16 protein-coding genes are annotated in these 17,553 nt (G+C 44.0%); 1 reads left to right on the forward strand and 15 read right to left on the reverse strand.

All coding sequences use genetic code 11. The features are described 5' to 3' along the window. Positions 1-53: 53 nt before the first annotated feature. The 13 genes from G3W54_RS12730 to G3W54_RS12790 form a co-directional block, all read right to left on the reverse strand. On the reverse strand, positions 54-1,187 hold the full coding sequence (locus G3W54_RS12730) for an enoyl-CoA hydratase/isomerase family protein (protein WP_162653396.1): 1,134 nt from the start codon (positions 1,185-1,187) through the stop codon (positions 54-56). After that, the gene (locus G3W54_RS12735) at positions 1,135-2,280 is read right to left on the reverse strand and encodes an acyl-CoA dehydrogenase family protein (protein WP_162653397.1); all 1,146 of its coding nucleotides are present in this window, start codon (positions 2,278-2,280) and stop codon (positions 1,135-1,137) included. The genes G3W54_RS12730 and G3W54_RS12735 overlap by 53 nt, the downstream gene beginning before the upstream one ends. A 38-nt stretch (positions 2,281-2,318) precedes the next feature. After that, positions 2,319-3,353: a Glu/Leu/Phe/Val dehydrogenase gene (locus G3W54_RS12740; RefSeq protein ID WP_162653398.1), complete on the reverse strand. Its 1,035-nt coding sequence runs from the start codon at positions 3,351-3,353 to the stop codon at positions 2,319-2,321. Between the two features lie 29 nt (positions 3,354-3,382). Then, positions 3,383-4,570: an acetyl-CoA C-acyltransferase gene (locus G3W54_RS12745; RefSeq protein WP_162653399.1), complete on the reverse strand. Its 1,188-nt coding sequence runs from the start codon at positions 4,568-4,570 to the stop codon at positions 3,383-3,385. 207 nt (positions 4,571-4,777) lie between these two features. Further along, entirely contained in the window at positions 4,778-5,245 is a 468-nt protein-coding gene (locus tag G3W54_RS12750; protein WP_244627889.1) for an Lrp/AsnC family transcriptional regulator, read from the reverse strand. A gap of 54 nt (positions 5,246-5,299) precedes the next feature. After that, on the reverse strand, positions 5,300-6,082 hold the full coding sequence (locus G3W54_RS12755) for an enoyl-CoA hydratase-related protein (RefSeq protein WP_162653400.1): 783 nt from the start codon (positions 6,080-6,082) through the stop codon (positions 5,300-5,302). After that, a complete protein-coding gene (locus G3W54_RS12760) occupies positions 6,075-6,950 on the reverse strand; it encodes a hydroxymethylglutaryl-CoA lyase (RefSeq protein ID WP_162653401.1) in 876 nt (291 codons plus the stop codon). Before G3W54_RS12760 ends, G3W54_RS12755 begins: the two co-directional genes overlap by 8 nt. Next, complete coding sequence (locus G3W54_RS12765) at positions 6,950-8,569, reverse strand: AMP-binding protein (protein ID WP_162653402.1); 1,620 nt, start codon at positions 8,567-8,569, stop codon at positions 6,950-6,952. The genes G3W54_RS12760 and G3W54_RS12765 overlap by 1 nt, the downstream gene beginning before the upstream one ends. Then, complete coding sequence (locus tag G3W54_RS12770) at positions 8,570-10,549, reverse strand: acetyl/propionyl/methylcrotonyl-CoA carboxylase subunit alpha (RefSeq protein WP_162653403.1); 1,980 nt, start codon at positions 10,547-10,549, stop codon at positions 8,570-8,572. Between the two features lie 5 nt (positions 10,550-10,554). Next, complete coding sequence (locus G3W54_RS12775; protein ID WP_162653404.1) at positions 10,555-12,150, reverse strand: carboxyl transferase domain-containing protein; 1,596 nt, start codon at positions 12,148-12,150, stop codon at positions 10,555-10,557. Position 12,151: 1 nt separating this feature from the next. Beyond that, positions 12,152-13,315, reverse strand: coding sequence for an isovaleryl-CoA dehydrogenase (locus tag G3W54_RS12780; RefSeq protein WP_162653405.1), 1,164 nt, complete (start codon positions 13,313-13,315; stop codon positions 12,152-12,154). Next, on the reverse strand, positions 13,308-13,934 hold the full coding sequence (locus tag G3W54_RS12785; protein ID WP_162653406.1) for a TetR/AcrR family transcriptional regulator: 627 nt from the start codon (positions 13,932-13,934) through the stop codon (positions 13,308-13,310). Before G3W54_RS12785 ends, G3W54_RS12780 begins: the two co-directional genes overlap by 8 nt. Before the next feature lie 250 nt (positions 13,935-14,184). Next, positions 14,185-14,844: a class I SAM-dependent methyltransferase gene (locus tag G3W54_RS12790; RefSeq protein ID WP_162653407.1), complete on the reverse strand. Its 660-nt coding sequence runs from the start codon at positions 14,842-14,844 to the stop codon at positions 14,185-14,187. Positions 14,845-15,016: 172 nt separating this feature from the next. Here G3W54_RS12790 and G3W54_RS12795 point away from each other — a divergent pair, with 172 nt between their 5' ends. Then, positions 15,017-16,078, forward strand: coding sequence for a glycosyltransferase (locus G3W54_RS12795; RefSeq protein ID WP_162653408.1), 1,062 nt, complete (start codon positions 15,017-15,019; stop codon positions 16,076-16,078). 1 nt (position 16,079) lies between these two features. On the opposite strand, the gene G3W54_RS12800 is transcribed toward G3W54_RS12795, so the two are convergent. Further along, the gene (locus G3W54_RS12800) at positions 16,080-16,796 is read right to left on the reverse strand and encodes a hypothetical protein (RefSeq protein WP_162653409.1); all 717 of its coding nucleotides are present in this window, start codon (positions 16,794-16,796) and stop codon (positions 16,080-16,082) included. A 92-nt stretch (positions 16,797-16,888) separates the two neighbouring features. After that, positions 16,889-17,401: an Lrp/AsnC family transcriptional regulator gene (locus G3W54_RS12805; RefSeq protein ID WP_162653410.1), complete on the reverse strand. Its 513-nt coding sequence runs from the start codon at positions 17,399-17,401 to the stop codon at positions 16,889-16,891. Positions 17,402-17,553 lie beyond the last annotated feature (152 nt).

Raw genomic sequence — 17,553 nt, forward strand, 5'->3', positions numbered from 1 at the left:
TTCATGAATAGATGCACATTACGAATGTGCGCCCACTCTAATCATCGCGTGTTTTACAGAGCAGTGCGCAATATCGTCTCTAAATTTAATTTGTCGATGTCACCGTCATCGGATTCACTCAACATAAGGCTAACTAAATTGGCAGGAACGTCTGAAATCGTTTTATACTTCCACTGCGGCTTTCTATCTTTATCGATTACAGCTGCCCGAACGCCCTCCAGAAATTCGCCATGTTCCAATGCGCGAGAAACAAAGCGATATTCATCCGCTAATGCTTGATACAAGTTATGGTGTTTGCGCGCTTTTCGAATGAGATTGAGAGCAATAATTGCTGATAAAACGGAATTTCTTTGAATCTGGCTCGCAGATTTTACTGACCAAGATTCATTTTCTATGTTGAGCATCGATGCACAAATCTCATCTACGGAATCTAGGCAAAAATGCTCATCTACATCCTTCTGAAGCTCTGATAAAATGGATTCACCTGCATCGGATACAAAATCAAAAACAATGTCTGGGTCTCCGGTTCTAACAAGTGCTTTTTTTAGATCTTCCAACTTTGCCTCTGAGACAAAATAATCCGCAAAACTACAAAAAATGGCATCGGCCGCATTCATTTTATAACTCGTAAGAGCCAGATATTCACCTAAATAACCAGGTGCATTTGCCAATAGAAGTGAACCGCCCACATCAGGCACCAATCCAATGGAACATTCTGGCATGGCGATCATACTACTATCTGTAACTATTCGATGGGAACAGTGTGCTGATATTCCAACTCCACCACCCATCACCAGCCCATGCATAAAACTAAAGAATGGTTTTGGATAGGACGCGATGAGTTCATTTAATCGATATTCATCACGCCAAAACTGAGCTGGCTCTGCATAGTTTTTATCAAGGCCACAATTATACAGCCAGTTCACATCCCCGCCTGCACAAAACGCTCGATCACCATCCCCTTCGATCAAGATGATTTTCACTGAACTATCATTAATCCAACCAATGAGCGCTTTCTCGATGGCAAGTGCCATATCATGAGAAAGGGCATTGAGCGCGTTAGTGCGCGTTAACGTTATACGCCCAACAGCGCCATCGATCTTGACTTGAACATCTGTACATTGTTCCACGACACTAGCCTCTTTCTTCCAACAGGGCACGCGCAGTGATAACACGCATGATTTCATTCGTGCCCTCCAAAATCTGATGGACACGCAAATCGCGAACAATTTTCTCGATTCCATAATCTTTAAGATAGCCGTAACCGCCATGAAGTTGCAGCGCCTCATTTGCAACTTCAAACGAGACATCGGTTACAAATACCTTTGCCATTGCGCAGAATTTTGTGGCTTGTGGATGTTTTTGATCAAGCATCCAAGCAGCTTTGTGCAGGAAACTACGAGCAGCTTGCAATTTAATTTCCATATCAGCGAGTTTAAATTGAAGAGCTTGAAACTGATCAAGCGTCTTGCCGAAAGCTTTTCGCTCGCCAACATATGTCAGTGATTTATCTAACGCAGATTGTGCACCGCCGAGTGCGCAAGCTGCAATGTTTAGCCGGCCACCATTCAGACCCGACATTGCATATTTAAAACCTTCACCTTCTGTACCCATAAGGTTTGAGATAGGCACTTCGCAATCATCAAACTGCACTTGTGCTGTCGGCTGAGATTGCCAACCCATCTTATGCTCGTTTGCACCAAAGCTTAATCCAGTAGCTTCTTTGTTCACGACTATAGAAGAGATTCCTTTCGAACCATCTTCCCCAGTACGGCACATAACAAGGTAGACATCAGCATAATTACCACCGGAAATAAATGCCTTGGTTCCATTTAGCTGGAAGACATCACCTGCCTTACTGGCACGTGTTCGTAATGACGCAGCGTCGGATCCAGAACCTGGTTCTGTCAAACAATAGGAGGCAAATTTTTCAAAAGTGCAAAGCTTAGACAACCACTCCTGTTTCAATTCTTGCGAACCATAAGCATCAATCATCCAAGCACACATATTATGAATAGACATAAATGCTGCAACAGATGGACACCCATGAGAAAGAGCCTCAAATATTAGTGCTGCATCCAGACGTTTTAAACCAGATCCACCGAACTCTTCTGTCACATAAATGCCACCCAAACCAAGTTCACCTGCCTGCTGCAGCAATGAACGAGGGATTGTTCCTTGCTGTTCCCATTCAGATGCAAAAGGCGCGATTTGCTCTTGACTAAAAGCTTTAGACATATCGAAGATGGCTGTCTGTTCTTCAGTTAGCTCAAAGTTCATAATTATATCCTTCGTCTTCCGTTGGTTTGGTTTACAAGTTATGCTTTGTTTAATTGAGCCTCAACATACTGATCAGCGGCACTATGCATGCCAATATTTTCACGTTCAGCAAGTTCGATAATTTTGTCCAATGTTTGCGTCAGGCTTTCAATCCGACTACTTACAAAAGAAGGATCATCGCACTTCAAAATTTCTGCTGCCACATTTATGATACCACCTGAGTTTACAACATAATCGGGCGCATAGAATATATCCTTCGAATTTAATAAATCTCCGATATCGGGGCCTGAAAGTTGATTATTAGCAGCGCCAACAACTACCGAAACTTTCAACTGATCGACTGTCTCTTCATTCAAAACGGCACCCAATGCACAGGGTGCAAAAACATCAGCTTCCACAGCATAAATTTCGTCCAGCGGAATGGCGACAGCGCCAAATTCTGCGACAGCTTTTTTAACAAGATCATTATTCAAATCAGTAACCAGAAGCTGGGCACCTGCGTTGTGCAGGTACGAAGCAAGATGCCATCCAACATGACCTAAACCTTGGACTGCCACTTTAACATTTGTTAAATCAGATTTCCCTAATCGATACTCAACTGAACGAGCAAGACATGCAAATACACCTTTGGCTGTTACAGGTGACGGATCGCCACTTGCATATTCTCCTTTTTCCAAACCGGCGACATAGGGTGTAACCTCTGCCACAATTTCCATGTCTGATGGAGAGATACCAACATCCTCCGCTGTGAAGTAGCGACCGTCAAGCGCATCCACAAAACGCCCAAATGCACGCATCATTTCTGGTGTTTTCTTTTCACCAATAATAACCGACTTACCACCACCTAAAGGAAGCTGGGCAGAACGGTTTTTATAAGTCATCCCCTTAGACAAGCGCTGAACATCTGTCTTTGCTTCCTCAAGGGAGGCATAATTCCAAAGACGGCAACCACCAGCCGCAGGACCATGCTGAGTAGAGTGTATGGAAATCAGGGCACGCAGACCAGTGTCCGTGTCTTCGCAATAGTGCAAAGCCTCATAACCATCCAAACTATCAACTTCTGTAATATTCATATCTACTCACCTTTATTGTCAAAGGTCCCTTAGTTAAGTCGTTCTATTGTCAGCGCTATGCCTTCACCACCACCGATACATAACGACGCCATGCCCTTGCGCATATTTCTTGCTTCAAGCGCATTAATAAGTGTCACCAAAATTCTGGCACCACTTGCACCAATAGGATGTCCAAGCGCACATGCTCCACCATTTACGTTCACAATTGAATGATCCAGATTAAGTTCGTGCATAGCGGCCATAGGAACAACGGCAAATGCTTCGTTAATCTCCCAAAGGTCAACGTCTTCGGCTGCCCAACCTGATTTCTTAAGCGCTTTTTGCATGGCTGGTACGGGAGCGGTTGTAAACCAATTTGGTTCCTGCGCATGGCTTGCGTGCGCAACTATGCGTGCCCGAATATTGGCGTTGCGAGCAATTGCATCGCTCTCACGCATTAAAACAACAGCAGCAGCACCATCAGAAATTGATGATGAATTTGCCGCAGTAACCGTACCATCCTTTTTAAAAACAGGACGAAGATGCGGTATTTTTTCTGGCCTTGCATTATCAGGCTGTTCATCCTGAGTTACAATCATATCGCCCGTGCGAGTTGATACTGTAACCGGTATAATCTCTTTGGCAAAACTGCCGTCAGATTGTGCACGTTTGGCACGCGCTAAACTTTCTAGAGAATACGCATCCTGCTGTTCACGCGTAAATTTAAATTTATCAACACAATCTTCGGCGAAAGTACCCATTGCACGTCCTGTTTCATAGGCATCTTCCAACCCGTCTTTCATCATATGATCAACGGCCACGCTCTGCCCCAATCGAACACCCGCTCGCATGGCCGGCAAAAGGTGCGGCGCATTGGTCATGCTCTCCATGCCACCCGCAACAAGCACCTTACCATTATCCGCCAAGAGCTGATCATGGGCCATGGTAATGGTTTTAAGGCCGGAACCACACATTTTATTGATCGTTGTTGCTGGAATCGACTTTCCCAGCCCAGCATGAAACCCTGTTTGCCTTGCGGGTGCTTGCCCCTGCCCGGCAGATAAAACATTTCCCATAAGGATTTCATCAACTTGATCTGTTGTTACGTTTGCATTTTTTAAAGTTGCTTTAACCGCAGCTCCACCCAGTTGACTTGCTGAAAGTGGCGCAAAACCACCCATCATCGCGCCTATTGGTGTACGGGATGCTCCGACAATAACAATGGAATCTTTTTTCATCCAATTTCCTTTCAAAATCCGCGAGCAACTTGAGCTAATCTAACTAAAGTTTACGATGAACAGTTAGTAACCGTGTTGTTAAATTGTCGCTTTGTTTAAATATATATCGCAACACAGTAATAAAATTTGGGCTATATTAATGAAACTATCATCAATTTATCACCTAGATAAGAACAGTATGGGTTCAAGCACCTAACTAAAAGTCAGTTACAGAGGTACAGACGCAGTGTTTTTGACCTCCTTCAAAGCAAGGCTCGTATGCGTAAAGGCAACATTTGGGAGTTGCATTAGCGAGTTTTTAATCGTGCTTTCATAATGGGTAACACTTTGGGCAAGAACACGAAGAATATAATCATGATCACCAGTCATTGTATAACACTGCATAACTTCGGGCACATCGGCAACAGCGGTTTCAAATGCATTAAGACTATCTCGATTATGCTCTCTCAGGCGCACAAAACAAAAGATAACAATATCCAAACCAACTTTTGTAGGATCAACAATGTAGCGTTTTTCATCAACAACGCCACTTTGCTTCATTTTGGAAAGTCGGCGCCAACATGGTGTGTGACTTAAACCTGTTTCCTCACCCAATTCCCGCATTGTCATATCCGGGTTTTTCTGCAGAGCTTTTAGGATTTTTCTATCGGTTGCATCAACACTCATTTGCGCCATAAAATTTCCTTCTGATAAACATTCTAAAGTTCAACAACATTCTAACGCACCCCCCTAGCGTACCCAGGGAGCTAATCTCTTGTTAAAAAATGCGTCAATACCCAGCTTAGTCTCTTCACTCTCCCAACGGTCAGCAAGGATTGCAATCGTACTCTCTATTTGAGTTGGCGTTATATTGCTCGACAGGTTTTGGCAGAGCAATTTTGCATCTGCAACAGCTCCCGGCGCTGTTTTTAAGATCGTCTTTAGCTCAGCATCTATAGCCTCATCCAAATCCTCTGTTACTTTAGTTACGAGACCACTACGCAGCGCAAAATCCGAGTTAAAGCCTCTCCCTGAAAAGAAAACTTGCCGCGCGAATCCACCTCCCATTCGCTCTACTACAAATGGACCGATGGTAGCCGGAACAAGGCCTAATTTTGTCTCGGTTAGCCCATATTTAGCTGCAGGATGTGCGATAACGAGATCACAAACAGCCATCAAACCTATACCGCCGCCAAACGCATTTCCCTGAACGCGGCCAATGAGAGGTTTGGGCAAAGTGTTTAATTTCATAAGTGCACTAGCTAGAATTCTAGCTGCGGCCATTTTTCCTTCGCGATTTTGCCCCGCTTGTTCGCGCATCCAGTCCAGATCCCCACCTGCACAAAAACTTTTCCCTTCAGCTTTTAAAACAACCGCTCTGACATTTTCATCATTTGCGCATAGCTCGGCTGCGGCAGTTAATTCAAGCAACATTTCCGCATTCATCGCATTATGTTTTTCGGCTCGATTTAATGTCAGATATGCAATCCCACATTCGTCTATCAACAACGAGATAGTATTAAAATCAGACATCAATACCGCCCTCCAATTCGTGCATAATATTGCCCATCATAATTTCAACTTTCTCTAGCCCTTCCAAGTCGATACCGGTTTGCCAACCCTCATTGAGAAGCATATTCGCAAGCGCTGATGTTGATACATTACCCTTCGCACCCGGCGCATATGGGCAACCTCCCAGACCGCCAATTGCACTATCAAAACTGCGCAAGCCCATATCCAAACTAACCTTCACATTAGTCAACGCCTGCCCATTCGTATCATGATAATGTCCTGCCAGATTTTTGGAAGGGACGCACTCTAACACCGATGCCAGCATTGCCTCTATCGTTAGAGGGGTTCCTATCCCAATCGTATCTCCAAGAGAGATTTCGTAACAGCCCATCTCGAGCATCTGAGCTGTAAGGTCGGCAACTGCCTTAGGTGCAATGTGCCCCTCATAAGGACAACCTGCAACGCAAGAAACATAACCACGAACTCTGATATTTCTTTTTTTTGCAGCCTCGATGATTGGTGCAAAACGCTGCAAACTTTCTGCTATGCTGCAATTTATATTCTTCTGACTGAATGTTTCTGATGCCGCCGCAAATATTGCCACTTCATCGGCTTTCGCTTCTAATGCTTTTTCAAAACCGATCATATTTGGCACCAATGCCCCATAGACCACATCTGGTTCCCGGATGATATTAGTCAAAACCTCGCTTGCATCCGCCATCTGCGGAACCCATTTTGCCGACACAAATGCAGTTGCCTCAATACGCTTAAACCCCAATTTTGAGAGCGCATTAATAAGGGCAATTTTTTGTACTGTTGGAATTATGACTTTCTCATTTTGCAATCCGTCTCGTGGACCAACTTCATATATGTGTACGAACTTATCCATTACGATCCACCTAACTTGCGTAATTCCCGGCGCATGATTTTGCCAGTCGCCGTCGTTGGTAGCTCGGGAACAATGGTGATTTCACGAGGGTATTCATGTGCAGCAAGACGCGTTTTCACATGCGTTTGCAGATCCGAGATCAACTCATCTGTCTCATCATAACCATCAGAAAGTACAATAAATGCGGTAACGATTTCGGTTCGCACATTATCTGCCTTACCCACAACACCAGCCATCTGCACAGCGGGATGCCGCATCAAGCAATCCTCAATACTTCCCGGACCTATCCGATACCCAGCGGATGTAATCACATCGTCATCTCGTCCCACAAACCGAAACCAATTATCCCCCTCGTCGATACCCATATCCCCGGTGATCAACCAATCGCCAATAAATTTATCTTGCGTGGCCTCGGAGTTCTTCCAATAATTTAACATCATAACAGGGGTGGATGATTTCACCGCTATCATACCTATCTCGCCTTGGGTAACAGGCACACCATGATCGTCAATGATAGCAAGCTGATGTCCTGCAACAGCCTTACCCATCATTCCCGGAGGCGTTGCTACAACTGAGGAACAAGAAGAAACCAAAAGATTTGCTTCTGTTTGACCATAAAACTCATTAATCGTTACATCTAGAACATCACGCCCCCATGACAGTAATTCAGAACCAAGCGCCTCTCCGCCGCTGCCAACAGACTGTAATGATAGTCTTGTGGGTGATTTCTTTGGCGCATAACTCCGCATCATTTTTAACGCGGTCGGCGGCAAAAATGCATGTTGAATATCATGTTTTGATAGAAGTTCGAAAGCCGCTTCAGCCGTAAATTTTTCAAAACGTTTAGCGACAACGGTCATACCGCTCGCAAGGGCCGGCATCAATGCATCAAATAATCCGCCAATCCATGCCCAATCAGCAGGTGTCCACATTACATTTCCAGGCTTGGCTGAGAAGTCATTAAACATCTCAAACCCCGGCATATGTCCTTCCAGCACCCGATGTCCATGTAGCGCCCCTTTGGGTGAACCTGTGGTGCCAGATGTATAAATAATAATTGCTGGATCATCAGGCTTAGTTGGTGCAGGGCTGTATCTTCTATCCTGCCTCATCAGAGCTGAATTAAAGTCTAACGAACCGAGGTCGGTATGAATTCCGTCAACTGTGTATATAACGAAATTTTCCCGTGCCACGGCGTCCATCAGATTTAACTTTCGCGCACCATCACGGTTAGTGATAATAAGTTTAATTCCCGCATCCACAACCCGATGCTGCAAAGCATCCGGTCCAAAGAGCATAAATAACGGCACCGAGATCGCTCCGAGTTTGAAAACTCCTAGATGTCCGACAGCCGTTTCTAAAGCTTGAGGCAATAGAATGCCTACGCGATCTCCTTGCGTTATGCCCGCTTCAGTCAGAAAATTTGCACATTGATTAGAAAGATCACGCAACTCCCCATAGCTCACGCAGCGTTCTTCATCCGCAAGAACAAGAGCAGAAACATCTGGTGTCTTTTCAGCCCAATCATCACATGCAACTTGCCCGATATTATAAACATCTGGCAGTTGCCAGCCGTCACGCTCTAATCGATAACACAAACTCTCTGGAGGATAATTCATCTAGTTCTCATCCTCAATTGTGAGCAATACGGTTCCGCCCTCAACAGCATCTCCTTCACAACAATTGATCTCATTTATTTTGCCATCACATGGAGCAGTAAGACTCATTTCCATTTTCATAGCTTCAATTACGATGAGCCGTTCACCAGATTTTACGTGCGCTCCATTTGTAGCTTCCACCAATCTTACAACGCCGCTCATTGGCGCCACAATAGCATTTGCGCTTTGTGCCTCTGCATCAGCACTGGCAAGAGGATCCGGTAAAACAAATTCAAAAGTTTGCCCATCTATCAAAACTGAGACATGTTTTTCATGACCACGCTCAAAACAAGCAGTCTTTGCGCAAAACTGGATACCATCGACAAAAACAGTTATCCCTTTGTCATCGTGAGATATCACATCGAGCTGAACCGCCGTTCTCTCATCATCGACTGATTGAAGGTTGATACGATTTTGTTCCAGCAACACTAATCGATAGACATATTGTTTTGCTTGACTAAACATAGTGACCAAGTGACTGGCGGAACCCCATAGACGCCAACCAGTATCTGGGTCACAGAAATTCAATTTCAATACTGTAATCATAGCGATGGCTACGACTGTGTCGTTGGGTTCTGCCTGCATCGTGAGCGCATCCAAATTTCGCTCGATAAGACCCGTATCAACATTGCCATCTACAAAATCTACATTATGTGCCAAGGCTTGCAAAAAACTCAAATTCGAGATCGTGCCTGCAATATGGGTCTCCGATAGAGCCCCGCTCAACTTATTCAACGCCTCATTTCGTGTTGATCCATGCGTGATAACTTTAGCAATCATTGGGTCATAGTAAGGGGTAATATCATCACCGGAACCAATGCCCGTATCATTGCGAGCCATATCAGAAAACTCAACATGAGCTAAGTTACCGGAAGCAGGCAAGAAACCCGAGCTAACATCCTCTGCATAAAGACGCGCCTCAAATGCATGACCGTTAACTTGCACTTCATCTTGCTTAAATGGCAATGAATCACCCGCTGCAACACGTAATTGGAGTTCGACCAAATCTAACCCTGTAATCGCTTCGGTCACCGGATGTTCAACCTGCAGACGTGTATTCATTTCCATGAACCAAAAACCGTCACTGCGAAGCATGTTCGAGCCATCAACTATGAACTCAATTGTTCCGGCACTTTCATAACCAATTGCTTTTGCAGCTTTTACAGCAGCACTGGTCATCGACGCACGCATTTCATCGCCGATGCCTGGTGCAGGAGCTTCTTCAATCACTTTCTGGTGACGGCGCTGGAGAGAACAGTCACGTTCATACAAATGAACTACATTTCCAAAACCATCCCCAAAAATCTGAACTTCAATGTGTCGGGGGGATGTAATAAATTTCTCAATAAGCACGACAGGATCGCCAAATGCTGCCTGCCCTTCGCGAGCCGCACTTTCAAGTGCTGAGTTAAAATCATCAGACGTTTCGACAAGACGCATACCCTTCCCGCCTCCGCCTGCACGCGCTTTAATCAAAACGGGAAAGCCAATTTTCTCCGCTTCTGCATGCAAAAACTCCGGATCCTGATTAGACCCATGATATCCAGGTACAACAGGTACACCAGCTTCCGACATAAGCATCTTGGCCGCATCTTTTAAACCCATAGCGCGAATTGCTTTTGAACTCGGTCCAATAAAGGTAATATCGGCAGCGTCTACTGCATCCACAAAATCAGGGTTTTCAGATAAAAAACCATAGCCTGGATGAATGGCTTCAGCACCCGTCTTTAGGGCTGCTTTAATGATAACATCACCCTTAAGATAACTATCGACAACGGGCGCTGGACCAATGTGAACAGCTTCATCTGCCATCAATACATGACGAGCTTTTACATCTGCATCTGAAAAAACGGCAACCGTTTTAATACCCATACGCCTCGCAGTATCAATAATACGGCAAGCAATTTCACCGCGATTGGCGATCAGTATTTTTGAAAACATAACCATCACATTCTGAACAAGCCGAAACTTGTCTCCTCCAAAGGCGCATTCAGGCACGCTTTTAAACTCAAAGACACAACATCCCTTGTTTTACGAGGGTCAATTATCCCGTCGTCCCATAAACGGGCAGAGGCATAGAACGGATGAGATTGCTCTTCAAATTGATCAAGAATTGGTTGCTTAAACGCAGCCTCTTGCTCGGAACTCCAGTCCTCACCTCGCGCCTGTTTACCAGCGCGCGTTACAGTGGCCATGACACCCGCAGCTTGCGCACCACCCATGACTGAAATTCGTGCATTAGGCCACATCCAGACAAAGCGAGGGCCGAACGCACGACCACACATTCCATAATTTCCCGCACCATAAGATCCACCGATTATGACAGTAATTTTTGGAACATTGGCCGTTGAAACGGCGTTAACCAGCTTTGCACCATCCTTGGCGATCCCGCCCGCTTCATATTTTGAACCTACCATGAAGCCCGTAATATTTTGCAAAAATAAAAGCGGTATTTTTCTTTGGCAACAGAGCTCAATAAAGTGGGCACCTTTAAGAGAACTTTCGGAAAAAAGCACACCATTGTTGGCGATAATGCCAACTGGCATTCCATCAATATGTGCAAACCCTGTAACCAATGTTGCGCCATAACGCGCCTTAAATTCGTCAAATTCACTGCCATCAACAATACGCGCAATGATATCGCGTATATCATATGGCTGCCGCGTATCTTTGGGGATTAATCCCATAATGTCATCAGTTGGAAAGGCAGGAAGTTTAGGGTCTCGCAGTGTTAAATCCGTAGCAGGCGCCTGCCCCAAAGTGCTGACCACTTGCCTTGCAAGTGCCAATGAATGAGCATCATCTTCTGCCAAATAGTCCGCAACGCCAGAAAGACGGGTATGGGTATCTGCTCCACCTAACGTCTCGGCATCGACTTCTTCTCCCGTTGCCTCTTTAACCAATGGAGGACCAGCAAGAAAAATCATTGCCTGTTCTTTGACCATGATTGTGGTATCACACATAGCTGGTACATAAGCACCACCAGCAGTACAGTTTCCCATCACAACCGCAATTTGAGCAATGCCTTTAGCGCTCATGCGCGCTTGATTATAAAAGATACGCCCAAAGTGATCCCTATCAGGAAAAACCTCATCCTGATTTGGCAAATTCGCTCCACCACTATCTACTAAATATATGCATGGAAGACGATTTTCCTCTGCAATCTCTTGCGCGCGCAAATGTTTCTTCACGGTTAAAGGATAGTAGGTTCCCCCTTTTACAGTCGCATCATTACAGACGATCATACAATCTCTGCCTTGAATTTTACCAATTCCCGCAATGACACCCGCCGCCGGGATATCGACATCATAAACCTCACGTGCAGCAAACAAGCCAATCTCTAAAAAAGGCGAACCATAGTCTAGAAGGTTTTGCACCCGATCACGCGGCAACAATTTGCCGCGATTCTGATGACGTTCCCTTGCTTTTTTCGAGCCACCTTGCATTAAGCGCGAGGCTTCTTTCGAAATAATGTCAAGCTGCTGCTCCATTGTAGTGGAGTTTTCACTGGAAGGATTCGCGTTCGATCGAAGAATAGCCATATCAAACCGCTTCGTTAAAAATTTCACGACCAATCAACATGCGCCGGATTTCACTTGTTCCCGCGCCGATTTCATACAATTTGGCATCACGCAGGAGGCGACCGGTTGGGAATTCATTCATATAGCCGTTACCGCCTAAACATTGAATTGCCTCCAATGCGATTTGCGTTGCTTTCTCGGCAGCATATAAAATACAGCCGGCAGAATCTTTCCGCGTTGCCTCCCCAATGTCACAAGCTCGCGCAACAGCATAAACATATGACCTGCAGGCATTCATCGTTGTATACATGTCTGCCAGCTTACCCTGCATAAGCTGGAAAGTTCCGATCGGTTTTCCAAATTGCTGTCTATCGTGAACATATGGCACGACCAAATCCATTGCTGCAGCCATAATACCAACAGGACCAGCAGCAAGGACAACCCGCTCATAATCAAGCCCAGACATAAGTACCTTTACGCCCTGCCCCTCTTCGCCAAGAATATTTTCACTCGGCACTTCACAATCGTTGAATAACAATTCGCAAGTATTTGATCCGCGCATTCCAAGTTTATCCAACTTTTGCGCAGTCGAGAATCCAGCCATGCCTTTTTCTATTATAAAGGCTGTAATCCCTTTCGGCCCTGCTTCTGGATCAGTCTTTGCGTAAACAACAAGAGTGCTCGCATCGGGACCATTCGTGATCCACATCTTGTTTCCATTTAAGATGAACTTATCATCCTGACGATCTGCTCTCAGCTTCATCGAAACAACATCTGAACCTGCACCTGGCTCTGACATAGCAAGCGAACCAACATGTTCTCCGGATAGAAGCTTTGGCAAGTATTTTGCCTTTTGCTCCGTTGTTCCCCATCGCTGAATTTGATTTACGCAAAGATTGGAGTGTGCACCGTAAGAAAGTCCAACTGATGCTGATGCACGGCTTATTTCTTCAATCGCAACACAATGGGCTAAATACCCCATATTAACGCCACCATCTTCCTCGCTAACCGTTATGCCATGCAGTCCGAGCTCTCCCATTTTCTCCCAAAGATCCATTGGAAACTCATTGCTAGCATCAATTTCTGCTGCGCGGGGTGCAATTTCACTTTGAGCAAATTTAGACACCATATCGCGTAGCGCATCGATATCTTCTCCCAAATTAAAGTTCATCATAGATTCATACATGGGCCAACTCCTCGTTATTTTCCGATGAAACCATTACGCCTTGCGATCTAAGAACCATCGCGGCATAAATATCTTCAATTCTATCTTGTGATAATCGCCCACCAGATCGATACCAGGTATTAACACCGGTTAGCATCGATAGAATTGCCATCGCAGCTACATGTGGATCATCAACATTCAAGCTACCGTCCGCGGCACCTTCCTCAAGAATAGACTTTAAAATCTGCTCATATTTGCGACGCAGAGATTCGATTGTTTTAAATCCTTCAGGCTCTAGCGAGCGCAACTCCATGTAGGAGACGAAAACTTCATCTGGTTTTTTTATGTGGTACCGGATGTGAAAACGAATAAACCGCTCAAGCGCTTTAGGCGCACTCTCACGACACATCTCAGCATCCCAAGCCTCTAAAAGCTTCTCCATATGCGTTTGCAAAAGATCGACTAGAATCTGCTGCTTATTTTCGAAATATTGATAAATAGCACTGGCCTGCACACCAACACTTTGCGCAATCTGGCGCATCGATACTGCTGCATATCCATTACGGGCAAACAGAACAAGGCAGTTCTTACGTATCTCAGCTGCTGTTATCTTACCATCGGAACCGACACTACGAGCCACTAATAAACCCTTTAATTAAATGAACGTTCGTTATATTAATAGCATGAAGTAATAGATGATTCAATTGCATCTTGAAAATTAAAAAATCAAATTTAATTAAGCATCCGCAAAACAAACGGCTAACTAATCAACCACTCACCAGCTGGAGATGCAATGATCATTCCGAAACATAATCTGAACTTAGATGCACAAGTAGACCAATACACTTCCACCAAAAAGGCTTTCATCACAGAACTACTCAATCAACGTGCTATTGAAGAATAGTATAATTCTTCAAATATTTAACAACAGAACTCCTATCAAACAGGCACTGCTCTTGAAAGGGCTGAGGCGGTACAAAGTCTGGAAAACGGTATATTGGATCATTTTCGAAATTCACCGGGCTTTCAAATAGACTTACATATCGATGTTCACCGGTAGAAATTGGTCTATTTACAAGTGGGGCGGTTGAATCGTGAGTTCCGACAAGTAAAAGTTTGATATCACTTTCACAAAAATTCCTTAAAAAGGAGTAGATATCGTTAAAGCTCAAATGTATCAAACAATCTCGGACAATCATTAAATCAGCAGATGGCAAGTCGCCGGATGTTATATCTAGCGTTCTGAAAGAGATATTTTTGGATGCGTACTTTTTTTGATTATCTAAAATCAGTTCTCCAACAATATCCGCTCCAGTATAACTGATATCCGGATGATTTTGTATCACTTCACTCATCCAATTAAAATCTCCACACGGTGCATCTAGAACCGAAGAGATCTTATGTCTCAGAAAAAGGTTTGAAAGTTCTTTCTGTATATTTTTTGTATATTCAAGCGTTGATCCAGTCCCACTGCGTGATTCAGCGCTACTCCATAAATTTTGTCTGTAGATTTGTGAAAACCGTTCTTGTGGCGTAGATAATTTCAACATCTTCTTATATCGTCGCTTTTGCGGAAAAAATGTTTGACGAATAAATTTTCTTATCATTTTGCGATCAGTCAGTTGGGTTACATTACTGTTACTTTATAATGCTTTAGTATAAAGCAGCGTCTCGCAAGTCAACAGACGGTGACACACTATCGAAAACTCTAAGGGGGACGGAATGACTAAAAAAAGTATTGTTTTTGCAATATTTACATTACAAGGTAATGGAGCAGAGCGGGTTGTTATAACATTAGCAACTGCAATGCTTATAAAAGGTCATGACGTACATATAATCTGCTTCAAGGATCATATAGATTTCGACGTAGATTCAAGGATACCAATTCACATCTTCCCTTACCAAAAATTTAGAGTGTTGCCCAAATTTATGCGCACATTTTTTGCAAGTAGGGCATTCGACCAATTTGTTGGAGAGCAAATTGGTCGACCTCATTTGATTTTATCAAACCTAGAGCCCGTAGACGCGATATTATCATCCAGCAAATTGAAAAACATCTTTTTCATCATTCATAACACTCTATCAAAGGAATATGCCGATAAACCAAGACAACTTCAACGAGCCTTGAACTTTTATCGGCAAAAATCTTGCATATCGGTTAGCAAAGGTGTGGGCACGGATTTAAAAAAGCTGCTGAAGAATGAAGTTACAAATCGGGTAATCTACAATCCTGTTGATCCATTAACAATCAGTAATCTAGCCGATAATGAGAACGCGAAGATCGATCAACTCGGTGAGTATATAATCAATGTAGGAGGCTTTAAATCGGCAAAAAGACATGATCGACTGCTGGAAGCTTTTTCGAAATCTTCAAGTAATGCAAAACTAGTTTTGTTGGGCAAAGGAAAATTACTCGAAGAAACTCAAGAGCTCGCAAAGAAATTGAAAATTTCAGATCGAGTTATCTTCATGGGCTTTCAGTCTAACGCATACCCCTTTATTAAAGCAGCAAAGGCGTTAGTTGTTTCATCAGATTTCGAAGGGCTAGGCATGACAATTCTGGAAGCACTCGCACTCGGTGTACCCGTGATCAGTACAGATTGCCCTTCGGGTCCGTCAGAAATATTACCGCAAAGAAACCTATCCCCGGTTAATGACGTGGATTTGTTAAGTAGGAATATAACCGATGTGTTGAAGAACGCTGATAAGTACCGAGCCGAGCTTAAAGAGGATTTTTTAGTTGAAAAATGTGTCGAAAAATACCTAGCACTGGCATCCGGGTAGATTATCTAAGCCTAGTTCCACTCCATAAGAAATTCGCTGCGTCAATAATACTGAAAACGGGGCGACCAGTCGACTGCCGAACAGCATCCGCATAGGGAGGGAGGTTGCCACATTCGAAAATGAGTGCACCAACGTCGGGAGCGCTTTCAACAAGCCTCAAGGATTGTTCAACGACCGCATTCTCAAGCGCATTAGGGTCAAATCTATTAGGTTGCAAGTGCTTGTCGCACAAAAATATATTGCGAAATATATCATAGTTCTCAAGCCCCATGATCACGGCATCACTGTCTAATATGCCTGCTGCATTAAGTGCAGCCTTCCCAAGACTCCGTTTCGACGCTGTTAAAATTCCAACCTTAGAGGATGTTCCAAGAGTTATCTTAATACCGCCAAAAAGTGAAAGACTGGACACCATCACGGGAACATTTACCGATTGCGCAATCTCATCTTGAGCTGTGATCAAAAATCCGCATGTTGAAACAATGATTCGGGCTCCTTCACGCTCCAGATCCTGAGCAGCACTGCAAAAATGCTTAATGACATCCGTTGGCAATTTTCCATCACGAACAACATCTATACTTCCAACGCCCGAAACAACTTTAACTCGGGCAGGCGCATTGTAGCTCTCAATATTCCCGGCATCCCCGACGATCCGCGGGAAGGCTGTATCAAGCATCAAAATACCAATAAAACCTTCATTATCATTATTAAGGGTCAAATTTCAGGTCCTGTTCAAATGGAATATTTTTAACGTACTAATTTACACCTGCGTGTAACTTGAGCATATGCCGCGAAGCCTCGCCGGAATGTTTAACTATGACCTTCTATCTCTAAAATTTGTTCAGTAATCCGCTGTACAGATTCATTATATCTACGATCAAACCGCCGTCCGAACACAACATATGTTTTTGTTTTAAGAACACCGCGCAGGGCACCAAGTTCATCGACAATAACATCAAGGTCTTCAATGCGTGGTGCCTCAACACTTAAAAACAAATCAAAATCACCACTAATTGAAAGACATACCCGGATTTCAGAATATTGGCCTATGTGATGTATAATTTGCTTTGTTTCCTGTTGCTTGATTTCCAGAAAAACCAAAGCCTGAATATTTTCTTCGCTTGGATTTTTACTAAGAACAACGGAATATCCGGTGATAACTCCGTCCTTCTCCATTCGCGCAATACGCTCATGAACCGTGGAGCGAGCAACACCAAGTCTTGTTGCGATGTTGGAGGTGGATTCACGCGCATTACTTTGAAGTTCACGTATGATCCTACGGTCAAGCTCATCTTTAAGCCATTTTATCGGTCTTGTTGTCATATTGCCAAAAAAGATAGATTATCCGGCATATTGTCAAGTTCTATCTGAACCTAACTCTCGCGATATTGAGAACACCAAGATTAGGAGATTACAAATTTTGAATTCGCCATGCCACTACAACCGATCCTATTGCGTCAGATACGTTGTGCTAA

This window comes from Lentilitoribacter sp. Alg239-R112, assembly GCF_900537175.1.
Classification (GTDB): domain Bacteria; phylum Pseudomonadota; class Alphaproteobacteria; order Rhizobiales; family Rhizobiaceae; genus Lentilitoribacter.

Excerpts from the sequence above, each read along its gene's own strand:
- G3W54_RS12730 (WP_162653396.1), bottom strand. The coding sequence starts at position 1,187 with ATGAAATCATGCGTGTTATCACTGCGCGTGCCCTGTTGGAAGAAAGAG.
- G3W54_RS12735 (WP_162653397.1), bottom strand. The coding sequence starts at position 2,280 with ATGAACTTTGAGCTAACTGAAGAACAGACAGCCATCTTCGATATGTCT.
- G3W54_RS12740 (WP_162653398.1), bottom strand. The coding sequence starts at position 3,353 with ATGAATATTACAGAAGTTGATAGTTTGGATGGTTATGAGGCTTTGCAC.
- G3W54_RS12745 (WP_162653399.1), bottom strand. The coding sequence starts at position 4,570 with ATGAAAAAAGATTCCATTGTTATTGTCGGAGCATCCCGTACACCAATA.
- G3W54_RS12750 (WP_244627889.1), bottom strand. The coding sequence starts at position 5,245 with ATGGCGCAAATGAGTGTTGATGCAACCGATAGAAAAATCCTAAAAGCT.
- G3W54_RS12755 (WP_162653400.1), bottom strand. The coding sequence starts at position 6,082 with ATGTCTGATTTTAATACTATCTCGTTGTTGATAGACGAATGTGGGATT.
- G3W54_RS12760 (WP_162653401.1), bottom strand. The coding sequence starts at position 6,950 with ATGGATAAGTTCGTACACATATATGAAGTTGGTCCACGAGACGGATTG.
- G3W54_RS12765 (WP_162653402.1), bottom strand. The coding sequence starts at position 8,569 with ATGAATTATCCTCCAGAGAGTTTGTGTTATCGATTAGAGCGTGACGGC.
- G3W54_RS12770 (WP_162653403.1), bottom strand. The coding sequence starts at position 10,549 with ATGTTTTCAAAAATACTGATCGCCAATCGCGGTGAAATTGCTTGCCGT.
- G3W54_RS12775 (WP_162653404.1), bottom strand. The coding sequence starts at position 12,150 with ATGGCTATTCTTCGATCGAACGCGAATCCTTCCAGTGAAAACTCCACT.
- G3W54_RS12780 (WP_162653405.1), bottom strand. The coding sequence starts at position 13,315 with ATGTATGAATCTATGATGAACTTTAATTTGGGAGAAGATATCGATGCG.
- G3W54_RS12790 (WP_162653407.1), bottom strand. The coding sequence starts at position 14,844 with ATGTTGAAATTATCTACGCCACAAGAACGGTTTTCACAAATCTACAGA.
- G3W54_RS12795 (WP_162653408.1), top strand. The coding sequence starts at position 15,017 with ATGACTAAAAAAAGTATTGTTTTTGCAATATTTACATTACAAGGTAAT.
- G3W54_RS12805 (WP_162653410.1), bottom strand. The coding sequence starts at position 17,401 with ATGACAACAAGACCGATAAAATGGCTTAAAGATGAGCTTGACCGTAGG.